The 13,287-nt window shown below is 58.7% G+C and carries 12 protein-coding genes; 6 read left to right on the top strand and 6 right to left on the bottom strand.

The genetic code is table 11. The features are described 5' to 3' along the window. Positions 1–8 precede the first annotated feature (8 nt). From cysN to AC13C0_RS07295, 3 genes are all read right to left on the bottom strand, one after another. Complete coding sequence (gene cysN, locus AC13C0_RS07305) at positions 9–1,667, bottom strand: sulfate adenylyltransferase subunit CysN (RefSeq protein WP_117617792.1); 1,659 nt, start codon at positions 1,665–1,667, stop codon at positions 9–11. Between the two features lies 1 nt (position 1,668). Further along, entirely contained in the window at positions 1,669–2,577 is a 909-nt protein-coding gene (gene cysD, locus AC13C0_RS07300; protein WP_117617791.1) for a sulfate adenylyltransferase subunit CysD, read from the bottom strand. A gap of 161 nt (positions 2,578–2,738) precedes the next feature. After that, the gene (locus AC13C0_RS07295; RefSeq protein ID WP_482954202.1) at positions 2,739–3,149 is read right to left on the bottom strand and encodes a PilZ domain-containing protein; all 411 of its coding nucleotides are present in this window, start codon (positions 3,147–3,149) and stop codon (positions 2,739–2,741) included. Positions 3,150–3,476: 327 nt separating this feature from the next. On the opposite strand from AC13C0_RS07295, the gene rimO reads away from it, so the two are divergent. Continuing rightward, positions 3,477–4,829: a 30S ribosomal protein S12 methylthiotransferase RimO gene (gene rimO / locus AC13C0_RS07290; RefSeq protein WP_341582392.1), complete on the top strand. Its 1,353-nt coding sequence runs from the start codon at positions 3,477–3,479 to the stop codon at positions 4,827–4,829. A gap of 277 nt (positions 4,830–5,106) precedes the next feature. Here rimO and gatB read toward each other — a convergent pair whose 3' ends face one another. Genes gatB through gatC form a run of 3 tightly spaced genes read right to left on the bottom strand, consistent with a single transcriptional unit; the run spans position 5,107 to position 8,379 of the window. Then, the gene (gene gatB, locus AC13C0_RS07285) at positions 5,107–6,558 is read right to left on the bottom strand and encodes an Asp-tRNA(Asn)/Glu-tRNA(Gln) amidotransferase subunit GatB (RefSeq protein WP_341582391.1); all 1,452 of its coding nucleotides are present in this window, start codon (positions 6,556–6,558) and stop codon (positions 5,107–5,109) included. A 34-nt stretch (positions 6,559–6,592) separates the two neighbouring features. After that, positions 6,593–8,050, bottom strand: a complete 1,458-nt coding sequence (gene gatA, locus AC13C0_RS07280; protein ID WP_341582390.1) for an Asp-tRNA(Asn)/Glu-tRNA(Gln) amidotransferase subunit GatA — start codon at positions 8,048–8,050, stop codon at positions 6,593–6,595. A 41-nt stretch (positions 8,051–8,091) separates the two neighbouring features. Next, positions 8,092–8,379, bottom strand: a complete 288-nt coding sequence (gatC, locus tag AC13C0_RS07275) for an Asp-tRNA(Asn)/Glu-tRNA(Gln) amidotransferase subunit GatC (protein WP_117617787.1) — start codon at positions 8,377–8,379, stop codon at positions 8,092–8,094. Between the two features lie 372 nt (positions 8,380–8,751). On the opposite strand from gatC, the gene AC13C0_RS07270 reads away from it, so the two are divergent. The 5 genes from AC13C0_RS07270 to rng all read left to right on the top strand — a co-directional run bounded on the left by AC13C0_RS07270 (position 8,752) and on the right by rng (position 13,280). Beyond that, positions 8,752–9,792, top strand: a complete 1,041-nt coding sequence (locus AC13C0_RS07270; protein WP_070973515.1) for a rod shape-determining protein — start codon at positions 8,752–8,754, stop codon at positions 9,790–9,792. A gap of 92 nt (positions 9,793–9,884) precedes the next feature. Then, positions 9,885–10,718 (top strand): rod shape-determining protein MreC, encoded by an 834-nt coding sequence (mreC, locus tag AC13C0_RS07265; RefSeq protein ID WP_341582777.1) that lies wholly within the window; start codon positions 9,885–9,887, stop codon positions 10,716–10,718. Then, complete coding sequence (gene mreD / locus AC13C0_RS07260) at positions 10,718–11,194, top strand: rod shape-determining protein MreD (RefSeq protein WP_117617785.1); 477 nt, start codon at positions 10,718–10,720, stop codon at positions 11,192–11,194. Before mreC ends, mreD begins: the two co-directional genes overlap by 1 nt. Positions 11,195–11,196: 2 nt before the next feature. Then, entirely contained in the window at positions 11,197–11,802 is a 606-nt protein-coding gene (locus AC13C0_RS07255) for a Maf family protein (RefSeq protein WP_117617784.1), read from the top strand. Continuing rightward, positions 11,799–13,280, top strand: a complete 1,482-nt coding sequence (gene rng, locus AC13C0_RS07250) for a ribonuclease G (RefSeq protein WP_117617783.1) — start codon at positions 11,799–11,801, stop codon at positions 13,278–13,280. Before AC13C0_RS07255 ends, rng begins: the two co-directional genes overlap by 4 nt. The last annotated feature ends 7 nt before the right edge of the window (positions 13,281–13,287 follow it).

Below are 13,287 nucleotides of genomic sequence, written 5' to 3'. Positions count from 1 at the left end.
CATTCGGCTCAGATTCGCTTGTTGCGCACCAGGTCTTGCACCAGTTTGCTGACCGCGCCTGCGATTTCTTCACTGTCGTCTGCGCAGATGGAAGCCGAGGCGATGTCCGAGCCGAGGTTTGCCACAATCGCGATGACGCCGTGGGCGCTGATGACCTGTGCGGAGCGGCGGCGATCATCAACATTGCCGGCATTGTCTTCGCTGAGCACGATGGTGGTTTTACCCTGATCAAACAGCGCCCGTTCCAGAGCCAATGCCAGGGCCGGTGCCTGCTTGCCATTGCACGCGATGATCGCAGGCTTCTGGGCCAGGCGGCGTTCGCGTTCTTCAACGGACACCGGATCCAGGGATTCGCCAGCATCCGCCAGGCCCGCCACCATACCGGCACCGATGGTGACGTTGGTCAGCCGGTCGATCACGATAAAGCTGCCGGTGGCGTGGTTCCGCTGGTAGGCATCAAAGGCAATCGGCTGGTTCAGGGTCAGTTCGCACAGGCCGATCTCATTCAGTTGCAGGGCAGAAGGATTCTCGTTCCTTTCCAGGCTGTTTACATCGGTCTGATGGTGAATCTTCTTCACCGTGCCGGAGGTAAAGGTGGGGCCCAGCTTGATGTCATACAGGCGGCCGGTTTCCAGGGGCGCGTCGGTCATCCACACGATGTTGGCGTTGAAACGGTTGCCCACTTCAGGCTCATCTTCCGCTTTTACCAGCATGTCGCCACGGCTGACGTCGATTTCGTCGGTCAGCGTGAGGGTGACCGCCTGGTCGATATAGGCTTCTTCAAGGTTGCCGTCGAAGGTTACCACCTCTTTCACCGTGCTGGTGCGCCGGGAGGGCAGCGCCATGATTTTCTCGCCCGGGCGGATCACGCCGGAGGCGATGGTGCCGCAGAAGCCGCGAAAGTTCAGGTTCGGGCGGGTTACGTACTGAACCGGGAAGCGGAAATGCTCCAGGTTCTTGTCCCGACCGACTTCCACGGTTTCCAGGATTTCCATCAGCGGCTGGCCGGTGAACCAGGGCGTGTGCTCGCTCTTGTTCACCACGTTATCGCCTTCCAGGGCGGAAATCGGCACGAAGCGGATGTCCTTCAGGCCCAGTTTGGCGGCAAACGCCAGATAGTCGTCCCGGATCTCGTTGAAGCGCTCTTCGCTGAAATCCACCAGATCCATCTTGTTGATGGCGACCACAATGTGGCGGATACCCAGCAGCGATGCAATGTAGGAATGCCGGCGGGTCTGGGTCAGCACACCGTGGCGGGCATCGATCATCAGGATCGCAACCTGCGCCGTGGACGCGCCGGTGGCCATGTTGCGGGTGTACTGCTCATGGCCCGGGGTGTCGGCGATGATGAACTTGCGCTTGTCGGTGGAAAAATACCGGTAGGCCACATCAATGGTGATGCCCTGTTCGCGCTCCGCCTGCAGGCCGTCCACCAGCAGGGCCAGGTCCAGCTTTTCGCCGGTAGTCCCCATCTTGGCACTGTCGGTTTTCAGGCTGGCCATGTGATCTTCATAGATCATCTTGGTGTCATGCAGCAGGCGACCAATCAGCGTGCTCTTGCCGTCGTCCACGCTGCCGCAGGTGAGCAGGCGCAGGAGTTCCTTGTTTTCGTGCTGTTTCAGGTAGGCCTGAATATCTTCCGCAATCAGATCAGACTGGTGTGACATCTTAGAAGTACCCTTCCCGCTTTTTCTGTTCCATGGAGCCGGCTGAATCATGGTCGATAACGCGACCCTGACGCTCGGAACTGGTGGCCAGCAGCATTTCCTGGATGATCTCCGGCAACGTGGTGGCTTCGGATTCAATGGCGCCGGTTAACGGGTAGCAGCCGAGGGTGCGGAAGCGGATGGATTTCATCATCGGCTTCTCGCCCTCTTTCAGCGGCATTCGGTCATCGTCCACCATGATCAGGGTGCCGTCGCGCTCAACCACCGGGCGCACCGCGGAGTAGTAAAGGGGAACGATCTCGATATTTTCCAGGTAGATGTACTGCCAGATATCCAGCTCGGTCCAGTTGGACAGCGGGAATACCCGAATGCTTTCGCCCTTGTTGATCTTGCCGTTGTAGATGTTCCAGAGTTCAGGACGTTGGTTCTTGGGGTCCCAGCGGTGGTATTCGTCGCGGAAGGAATAGACACGCTCCTTGGCACGGGATTTTTCTTCGTCCCGGCGGGCGCCGCCGAACGCCGCATCAAACTTGTACTTGTCCAGGGCTTGCTTGAGGGCCTGGGTTTTCATTACGTCGGTGTGCTTGGCACTGCCGTGAGTGAATGGGCCAATGCCCTGTTTGATGCCGTCCTCGTTCTTGTGAACGATCAGGTCCAGACCGTATTCCTTCACCTTGCGGTCCCGGAAGTCGATCATATCCCGGAATTTCCAAGTGGTGTCCACGTGCATGAGAGGGAAGGGCGGTTTACCCGGATAAAAGGCCTTGCGGGCCAGGTGCAGCATTACCGCGGAGTCCTTGCCGATGGAATACAGCATCACCGGGTTGTCGAACTCGGCTGCGACTTCCCGGATGATGTGGATGCTTTCCGCTTCCAGCTGTTTCAGATGCGTGAGGTTGTATGTGGTCATGGTAATCCGTTGCCGCCGTGCGGGCCGTTGTGGCTATGCGAATTGATAGCGCAACTATACCAGAGCCAGCAAGGGCATAAGAAGACGGTCAACTAGACATTGGCGCTATAACAATATAGCAGGTGGCGGGCGCAGGGCTTTCGAAAAACGGGTGTTTGGGCTCAGGCTGGATTGCAGGAGTCGGCCAGTAGTTTGGCAACGTAGCGGTCGACATAGTCGAAGCCGTTGCCCTCGAACTCGGCGAACTGGATGCCCAGTTGGAATTCATCTCTGGCAATCCGGCGCATATGAACGATATTGCCGTCTGCAACGATGGAGACCGGTTGCGTGGCAACGACGGGCACCGAGAACCGGGCTTTGACGGCAACCCAGTTGCCGGGAGCAGGCGCCTTTTGCTCTGGAATCAACTGCTTCACCGTTGCCTGATTGCAGGAAATCATCACGCCGGTGCGTGAAAGATTGGAGATCGAACAGGTAAGGCAGCAGCCGTCCGGTTTTTCAAGGGTGATGTCGGTGGCTACGTCCACCCGTTGCTGGTTGCGCAGATTCAGTTTGGCGGCGACAGGTTTCATGTTGACTCTTCTGGCGTGTCTGGTTTCGAATGAGGCTGCCTTTCCCATAAATCCCTTCCAGAAAAACACTTAAACTCATGATAAGCGCATGAAAGTGTAGTTGTTTACTTTGTGATCAGCAAGAAGCCTGACGCTTATTGTGGCAGTTTTATTAAACCTTTCTGAACGAAGCGTCACAAAAATTGACGCCTGTCAGTATTAGCCACCGGAAATGCCGGCCGGTCTTATGTTACAGGTTTTGCTGCAGGCGGCACCGTGGCTGGTGTAAAATGCCGGCCTTCATTCATGTGTGGGCTTTCACTGAGCTCCGGGAATTCCAAGCTTTTTATGACAGACAACACCCAGAACCCCGCTACAGAAACCGGTAATGGCAAGGTCGGCTTTATCAGCCTTGGCTGCCCCAAGGCCCTCGTGGACTCAGAGCGTATCCTCACCCAACTCCGGCTCGATGGGTATAACGTAGCCTCCACCTATGACGACGCCGATATCGTGGTGGTGAATACCTGTGGCTTTATTGATGCTGCCAAGCAGGAATCCCTGGATGCTATTGGCGAGGCCATCAGTGAAAACGGGAAAGTCATCGTCACCGGCTGCATGGGTGTCGAAGCCGACAAGATCCGCGAGACCCACCCCGGCGTTCTGGCGGTTTCCGGTCCTCATGCCTATGAAGAAGTGGTCGGTGCGGTTCACCAGTTCGTGCCCCAGAAAAAGCAACACGATCCGTTCACCGATCTGGTCCCGCCCCAGGGCATCAAACTGACCCCGAGGCATTATGCCTATCTGAAAATTTCCGAGGGCTGCAACCACCGCTGCACCTTCTGCATCATCCCCTCCATGCGCGGCGATCTGGTCAGCCGGCCCATCGGCGATGTGATGGACGAAGCCCAGCGCCTGGTGGATGCCGGCGTCAAGGAACTGCTGGTGATTTCCCAGGACACTTCTGCGTATGGTGTCGATACCAAATACCGCACCGGCTTCTGGCAGGGCCGCCCGCTGAAAACCAAGATGCAGTCGCTGTGCGAGGCCCTGGGTGAAATGGGCGTGTGGGTGCGTTTGCACTATGTGTATCCCTATCCCCATGTGGACGACATCATCCCGCTGATGGCCGAAGGCAAGATCCTGCCGTACCTGGATATCCCGTTCCAGCACGCCAGCCCGAAAGTCCTCAGGGCCATGAAACGCCCGGCCCACGACAGCAAAACCCTGGAGCGCATCCGCAGGTGGCGGGACATCTGCCCGGAACTGACCATCCGCTCAACGTTTATCGTCGGCTTCCCCGGCGAAACCGAGGAAGATTTCCAGTACCTGCTGGACTGGCTCGACGAAGCCCAGCTGGACCGCGTGGGCGCGTTCAAATACAGCCCGGTGGAAGGCGCCAAGGCCAACGAACTGGAAGGTGCGGTGCCTGAGGAAGTGAAAGAAGCGCGCCTGGCCCGCTTCATGGAAAAACAGGCTAAGATTTCCGCCGCCCGCCTGCAGGCCAGGATCGGCCAGACCATCGACGTTCTGATCGACGAAGTGGACGAAGAAGGCGCCATTGGCCGTTCCAAAGCCGATGCGCCGGAGATTGACGGGATGGTCTACCTAAACGATGAGACGGATCTTGTGCCCGGTGAGATTGTTCAGGCCGTGGTTGAGCATGCCGATGAGTATGATCTTTGGGCCCGGCTTATTAGGTAGCCTTCTAAAACTGGAGTTAACGCACGGGTGGGGGCGGGTTTCCAAAAAACCCTCCTTGGCGCACATCCATGTGAGGCTTCGGCTCCGCCACCCATGTGCCCGCCCAGTATTGGAAAGCGGTCCGCCCCCCCGCTGGCCGAACAGGCAGTTACCCGCAAAAGCAGCGTGTAAGTGTTTTATCTGGGTTTATCTCTGAGCTGGGCAGCCTCCTGCCGAGGCCTCCCCCACATCTACCAGGCTGGGGCCGCAATCAAAACCACGACCCAAAGCCCAAGGCTTACCCCCCAAGCTTGCGAACCAGAATCTCGTTAAACAGCTTGGGATTTCCCTGACCCTTGGAGGCCTTCATTAGAGGCCCCATAAACCCGCCAAGCATCTTCTTCTGTTTCTTGGGATCGGATTCCTGCTGATACTGGGCCACCTGATCCGGCATCCCGGCCAGCACCTCGTCTACCATGGCTTCCAGCGCACCGGTGTCAGACACCTGCTTCAGGCCCTTGGCGTCGATGATCGCGTCCACGTTGTCGTTTTCGCCAGACCACAGCGCTTCAAACACCTTCTTTGCGCCAGCAGAGGAAACCGTGTTATCGGCAATCCGCACCACCAGGTCACCCAACTGGGCGCCGGTGATGGGGGAGTCGGCAACGGTCTTCTCCTCGGCATTCAGGCGGGCGGAAAATTCGCCCTGGATCCAGTTGGCGACCAGCTTGGCGTCTTTGCCGTGGCTGGCGGCTTCCTCGAAGAACGTGGCCAGTTTGGAGTCGCCGCTGAGCAGGCCGGCGTCGTAGTCGTTCAGGCCGTACTGGTCCTTGAACCGTGCCTTCCGTGCATCCGGCAGTTCCGGGAGGCGGTTGCGGGCTTCGCTAATGAACGAGTCATCAATTTCCACCGGCAGCAGGTCCGGGCAGGGGAAGTAGCGGTAGTCGTTGGCTTCTTCCTTGGTGCGCATGGAGCGGGATTCGTCCCGGTCGCCATTGTACAGGCGGGTTTCCTGCACAATTCTGCCGCCGTCTTCCAGGATGTCCATCTGTCGTTCCACTTCGTGGGCAATGGCCTGTTCCATGAAGCGGAATGAGTTCAGGTTCTTGGTTTCGGTGCGGGTGCCGAGGGTGTCCGAGCCTTTTGGCTTCAGGGAGATGTTCACGTCGAAGCGCATGGAGCCCTGGGACATGTCGCCATCGCAGATACCCAGCGAGGTTACAATGCCGTGCAGTTTTTTGGCGAACGCCACGGCTTCCTCGGCATTATTCATATCCGGTTCGGTGACCACTTCGATCAGTGGGGTCCCGGCCCGGTTGAGGTCCACGCCAGTCATGCCATGAAAATCCTCATGGAGGGATTTGCCGGCGTCTTCTTCCAGGTGAGCGTGGTGAATGCGCACGCGCCGGGTCTCACCGTTGGCCAGATCAATGTCCACGTAGCCGGGGCCGACGATCGGACGCTCCAGCTGGGTGGTCTGGTAGCCCTTCGGCAGGTCCGGGTAGAAATAGTTCTTCCGTTCGAACACCGAGCGGCGTTCAATCTCGGCGTTCACCGCCAGGCCAAACATCACCGCGTAGCGGAAGGCCTGCTCGTTGGGCACGGGCAGGGTGCCGGGCATGGCCAGGTCAACGGCGTTGGCCTGGGTGTTGGGCTCGGCGCCGTAAGCGGTGCTGGAGCCGGAAAAGATCTTGGTTCGGGTGGCGAGCTGAACGTGAATTTCCAGCCCGATCACAATGTCCCACTGCATAGTTGCTCTCTCCTGTATGGGGCCTGTCCCGGGCTTATTGCGGTTCACGCTGGTGCCAGTCGGTCACCTGCTGGAATTGATGGGCGGCGTTCAGCAAACGCGCCTCGGAGAAATAATCCCCGATGATCTGCAGGCCCACCGGCAGACCATCGACGAAACCCGCCGGCACCGACATGGCTGGAATGCCCGCCAGGTTGATGGCGATGGTGAACACGTCTTCCAGGTACATAGTGACCGGGTCGCTGGTTTTCTCGCCCTGGATGAACGCCGGGGAGGGCGTGGTCGGGCTCATCAGCACATCCACTTCCCTGAAGGCATTGATGAAATCCTGCTGGATCAGCCGGCGCACCTTCTGGGCCTTCAGGTAGTAGGCATCGAAATACCCGGCGGACAGCGCGTAGGTGCCCACCAGGATCCGGCGTTTTACCTCGGTGCCAAAGCCTTCAGCACGGGTGCGGGTATACAGATCCATCAGATCCTTCGGATCTTCGCAGCGGTAGCCGTAACGCACCCCGTCAAAACGGGACAGGTTGGCGGAGGCTTCCGCCGGCGCAATCACGTAATAGGCCGCTATCGCCAGTTTGGCGTTGGGCAGGGACACCTCTTTCACTGTCGCGCCCAGATTCTCGTATTCCTTTACCGCATTGCGAACCTGTTGCTCCATCGCCGGGCTGAGCTGATCACTGAAGTACTCTTTCGGCAAACCGATCTTCAGACCTTTTAACGGCTCGTTCAGCGTGGCGGTGTAATCCGGAACTTCACGATCAATCGAGGTAGAGTCCTTCGGATCGAACCCCGCCATCACATTCAGCATCAGCGCGTTATCCTCTGCGCTGCGGGCAATCGTACCGCCCTGGTCGAGGCTGGAGGCAAAAGCAATCATCCCGTACCGGGACACCCGCCCGTACGTCGGCTTCAGCCCGGTCACGCCGCAAAGCGCCGCCGGCTGACGAATCGAGCCGCCGGTGTCCGTTGCGGTAGCCGCCGGCACCAGCCGCGCCGCCACCGCCGCCGCGGAGCCCCCGGAAGAACCGCCTGGCACCCGCTTTTCACCCTGGCCCAAACGCCAGGGGTTGGTGGTCGCGCCAAAATAGCTGGACTCGGTGGACGACCCCATGGCGAACTCATCCATGTTGGTCTTGCCCAGGCACACGGCCCCGGCCTGGCGGAAATTCGCGGTGACCGTTGCATCGTAGGGCGGAACAAAATTCTCCAGCATTTTCGAACCACAGGTGGTACGAACGCCGTTGGTACAGAAAATATCCTTGTGGGCAAACGGCACCCCTGTCCAGGGCGTCGCATTCCCAGTCGCCCGCTGCTCATCCGCCGCCCGGGCATCGGCCAGCGCCTGCTCCCCGGTGACGGTAATAAAACTGTTGTACTTGCCATCTTCCTGCTTGATGCGGTCGAGAAACTGCTGGGTCAGCTCAACGCTGGAAACCTGGCCGCTCTCCAGTTCCCGGGAAAGCTCTGCTACGGATTTGTTATGCATGATGAATCCTGAAATCGCTGTTCGTCAGATCACTCAATGGCTCACTCAATGACTCTGGGAACCAGATAAAGCCCGTTCTCGGTGGCCGGCGCAATCGCCTGGAACGCCTCCCGCTGATTGGTCTCGGTCACCTCATCGGCCCGCAGGCGCTGGACCGCATTCAGCGGATGGGCCATGGGTTCAACCGAGTCGGTATCGGCCGCAGCCAACTGATCCACCAGATCCAGGATATTGCCCAGATCCTTCTCCAGAGCCGAAACCTGCTCCTCGTCCACGCGAATGCGGGCGAGCACAGCGACTTTCTCGATGTCCTTGCGGGAAATGGTCACGCATTGCCTCCCAGGTAAATGAAATGTCGTTAATAAATCTTAAGAAGTTGAGGGCGGTTCTGAAGTTCGGGGTCGGTCGGAGATCTCCTTTCAAAACTGTTGAGGGCCATGGACGGCCCGAAACAAGCGCACATGGATGTGCTCGTAGCGTGTTTTGAAAGGAGATCTCCGAGCGGCCCTTCACCCAAGCCAAAAAATTAAAGCGACATGGTAACAGATTCGAACAATCGCGGGAGGCCCCAGCCCATAAGGTAAATGTGTGAACCGTAAGGCGTGAGGCCCGTTCGCGCCTTGCCTGCCGGGGTGCTCACTGCTAAAGTTGCCGCATCTTTTCTCTGCGACTGCAACTCTCAGGTTGAAACTACACGAATGTTGATAAAAAGACTCCGAGGCTTATTCTCAAGCGACCTGTCCATCGACCTGGGCACCGCCAACACCCTTATTTACGTCCGTGAGCGCGGAATCGTTCTGAACGAGCCATCCGTTGTGGCCATCCGCACCAGTGGTTCCCAGAAAATGGTCGCCGCCGTCGGTGCGGAAGCCAAACGCATGCTGGGCCGTACCCCCGGCAACATCACCGCCATCCGCCCCATGAAGGACGGCGTGATTGCAGATTTTGTCGTCACCGAAAAAATGCTCCAGCATTTTATCCACAAGGTGCATGAAAACAGCTTCATTACCCCGAGTCCGCGGGTACTGGTCTGCGTACCCAGCAAATCCACCCAGGTAGAGCGCAAGGCCATCCGTGAATCCGCCCTCGGCGCCGGCGCCCGCGAAGTGTTCCTGATTGAAGAGCCCATGGCCGCGGCCATTGGCGCCGGGCTTCCGGTGGAAGAAGCCAGCGGCTCCATGATTGTGGACATCGGCGGTGGCACCACCGAGATCGCCATCATCTCTCTGAACGGCATTGTCTATGCCGAGTCTGTCCGGGTAGGCGGCGACAAGTTCGATGAGGCCATCGTGACCTACGTGCGCCGCAACTACGGCAGCCTGATCGGCGATTCCACCGCCGAGCGCATCAAGCATGAAATCGGCTGCGCCTACGAAGGTCTCGAAATCCGCGAAATCGACGTGCGTGGTCGCAACCTTGCAGAAGGCGTGCCCAGGGCCTTCACCCTGAACAGCGAGGAAATCCTCGACGCCCTGCAGGAATCCCTGGCCCAGATCGTCCAGACCGTTAAGAGCGCCCTTGAGCAGTCGCCGCCCGAACTGGCCTCCGACATCGCCGAGCGCGGTATCGTTCTGACCGGCGGCGGCGCACTGCTTCGCGGGCTGGACAAGCTGATCAGCGAGGAAACCGGCCTGCCGGTAATCATCGCTGAAGACCCGCTGACCTGCGTCGCCCGGGGTGGCGGCAAGGCACTGGAAGTGATTGACCGGGGTGGCATCGGAATGTTCTCCCAGGAGGGATAATCCCGTGGGGAGGGCTCGCCATTAAAACCATTTTTGTCCAGGGGCCTGTTCCTGGCTTCAGACTCCTCATTGTTCTTCTCGTATCGGCAGCCCTGGTGGTTGCCGATGCGCGTTTCGACAAGGTCTCAACCGTGCGCAGCACCATTGCCACAGGTCTGGCTCCTGTGTACTGGCTCGGCAATGCACCCTATGAATTCACCGATTGGGTGGCAGGGCTGTTTGAAAACAAGAAAGACCTGCAGCAGGAAAACGAAGACCTCCGGGCCCGCTTGCTGATCCTGGAACGGCGCGCCCTGAAATACGCGGCCCTTGCCTCTGAAAACAACGAACTGCGCCGCCTGATGAACTCCTCCGAGGTGCTGGACGACCGCGTCATCGTGGGCGAAGTGGTGGGTGTCTCTCCGGACCCATTCTCCCATGAAGTCATTATCAACAAGGGTCGGCGCGATGGCCTCGTGCCAGGCCAGGCCATTCTGGATGCTCACGGATTGATGGGGCAGGTGGTGCAGAGCAGTCAGTTAACGTCTCGAGTACTTCTGGTGTCTGACAGCAGCCACGCCGTTCCGGTGGAAGTGGTCCGCAACGGATTGCGGGCTATCCTGCTGGGCACCGGCGATAGCGATACCCTTGATCTGGTCCATGTGCCAGACACCGCAGACATCCGGGAAGGCGATCTTCTGGTAAGTTCCGGTCTCGGTGGCCGGTTCCCCCGGGGCTACCCGGTGGCAGAAGTAAGCCGCATTACCAAGGAACCGGGTGAGCCGTTCATCTCCATAGAGGCAACGCCGAAAGCGCAACTAAACCAGAGCCGTCTGGTGCTGGTGGTGTTTCCACCGGACGGACCGTTATCGACCGAAGGTGAGGCCGTTGAAGGCGAGCCCGCCGCTAACGCTGAGGCAGACGCCGTGCAGGGAGGGCAGGACTGATGCTGTCGGTAATCAGCTATCCGGTTTTCGTACTGTCTGTGATTGTCGCCCTGGTTTTCAGTATTTCCCTGTTCCCCGTTGGCTGGTTCGAGTTCCGTCCTGAGTGGCTGGGGCTGGTCGTTTTCTACTGGACGTTCCGGGCACCGGCCCAGTTCGGCATTCTGCTGGCCTGGTGTCTCGGGCTGCTGCTGGACGTCCTTGAGGCGACCCCCCTCGGTGTGAACGCCATGGCCATGGCTCTGACTGCCTTCCTGGTGCTTACCATCCACCAGCGTCTTCGCATGTATCCGATTCCCCAGCAGTGCCTGATGGTGTTCCTGTTGCTCGGGATCAACCAGATGCTGGTGCATTTCCTGAAGCAGCTGCTTGGTGGCGAGACTGCCGGATTCAGTTATCTCTGGCCGGCTCTGACCAGCGCCCTGGTATGGCCGGTATTCTCCATTCTGCTGGACAACATTAACCGCAAACTGGGTTAGCCATGTCGCCAATCATTCTTGCCTCGGCTTCGCCACGCCGGGCAGAGCTGTTGCAGCAAATCGGCCTGAGTTTTTCTGTTCGTCCGGCGGATATCGATGAAACGCCGGAGCCTCGCGAAACGCCGGAACACTATGTGGAGCGGCTGGCCAGGGAGAAGGCGCTGTTGGTGGCACAATCATCTCCGGAATGCCTGGTACTGGGCTCGGATACGTCCGTGGTTCTTGATCGTGTCATCCTCGGTAAACCCTCCGGCGCCGGCGAGGCCAGGGCGACCCTGGCCCGGCTCTCCGGTGCTACCCATCAGGTGATGACCGCTGTGGCACTGGCTTGTGGTGGCGTATGCCATTCCCGGCTTGTGGTAACCGAAGTCCGGTTCAGGGCATTGTCTGCAAACGAAATCGACGCCTATGTTGCCAGCGGTGAACCAATGGACAAGGCCGGGAGTTATGGAATTCAGGGGCTTGGTGGTATTTTTGTCAATGAACTTCGGGGTAGCTACAGTGCCGTGGTTGGATTGCCGCTGCAGGAAACAGCAGCATTACTGGCAGATGCCGGTTACCCGGTCTGGAAAAACTGGCCGCGCAGTCTGGAGAGCCAAACATCATGAGTGAAGAGATCCTGATCAACGTCACGCCCGTGGAAACCCGCGTGGCGCTGGTTGAGAACGGCATGCTGCAGGAAGCCTATATTGAGCGCACCAGCAGAAAAGGGATTGTCGGGAACATTTACAAGGGCAAGGTGGTGCGGGTGTTGCCGGGTATGGAAGCGGCGTTCGTCGATATTGGTCTGGAACGGGCGGCGTTTATTCATGCCTCCGATGTGGTTCCGAGCCAGTCCAATGGCGATGATCCGGCCGATACCCCGAAAACCGTTCCGGACATTCGCAGCCTGCTTCGTGAGGGCCAGTCGCTGGTCGTTCAGGTCACCAAAGACCCGATTGGCACCAAGGGCGCGCGGCTGACAACCCAGCTCTCCATCCCGTCCCGATACCTGGTGTTCATGCCCGGTGTCAGTCATGTGGGTATTTCCCAGAGGATCGAGGACGATAACGAGCGGGCACGCCTCAAAACGCTGATCGGGGAAGCCGCTGCAGAGGACCCGGACGTCCGGGGTGGCTACATCATCCGGACCGCTGCCGAGGCGGCATCACCGGAAGACCTGATTGGCGACATGACCTATCTGCACCGGTTGAGTCAGTCCATCCATGAGCGGATTTCCCGCGTTCAGGCACCGGCGGTAGTCTACCAGGATCTGCCCCTGTTCATTCGTACCATCCGGGATCTGATCCGGCCCCAGACCGAGAAAGTCCGCATCGACAGCCGTGAGAGCCACCAACGGGTGATGGAGTTTGTGGATGAGTTCGTGTCGGAGTTTTCCGACAAGGTTGAGTATTATCCGGGAGAACGGCCCATATTCGATCTCTACTCGGTGGAAGACGAGATCCAGAAAGCCCTGAGCCGCAAGGTCCAGCTCAAGTCCGGCGGGTACGTGATCATCGATCAGACCGAGGCCATGACCACCATTGATATCAATACCGGCGCGTTTGTGGGCCACAGGAATCTGGAAGAAACCATCTTCAAAACCAATCTCGAGGCCGCCCGCGCCATCAGCCGCCAGCTGCGTTTGCGAAATCTCGGTGGCATCATCATTATTGATTTTATCGACATGGAAGATCCCGAACACCAGCGTCAGGTGCACCGCATGCTGGAAAAAATGCTGGAGCGGGATCACGCCAAAACCAAGATTACCGGCGTATCGGAACTGGGTCTGGTAGAGATGACCCGCAAGCGCACCACGGAGAGTCTCGGCCAGGTGCTGTGCGAGCCCTGCCCGATCTGTGACGGCCGCGGATTCCTCAAAACCACCGAGACCGTGTGCTACGAAATCTTCCGGGAGATTCTCCGGGTCAACCGCGCCTACGATGCCGAGAGTTACCTGGTCATGGCATCACAGAGTGTGGTCGACCGCCTGCTGGATGAAGAATCGGACAACGTGGCCGATCTGGAGACTTTTATCAGCAAAACCATTCGTTTCCAGGTAGAGCCGTTTTATAGCCAGGAGCAGTACGATGTCGTTTTGCTCTGACCCCGGG

Source organism: Marinobacter sp. B-21 (genome assembly GCF_056857895.1).
The sequence above is the reverse complement of the archived record's forward strand: the minus strand, read 5'-3'. Positions and strand labels throughout refer to the sequence as shown.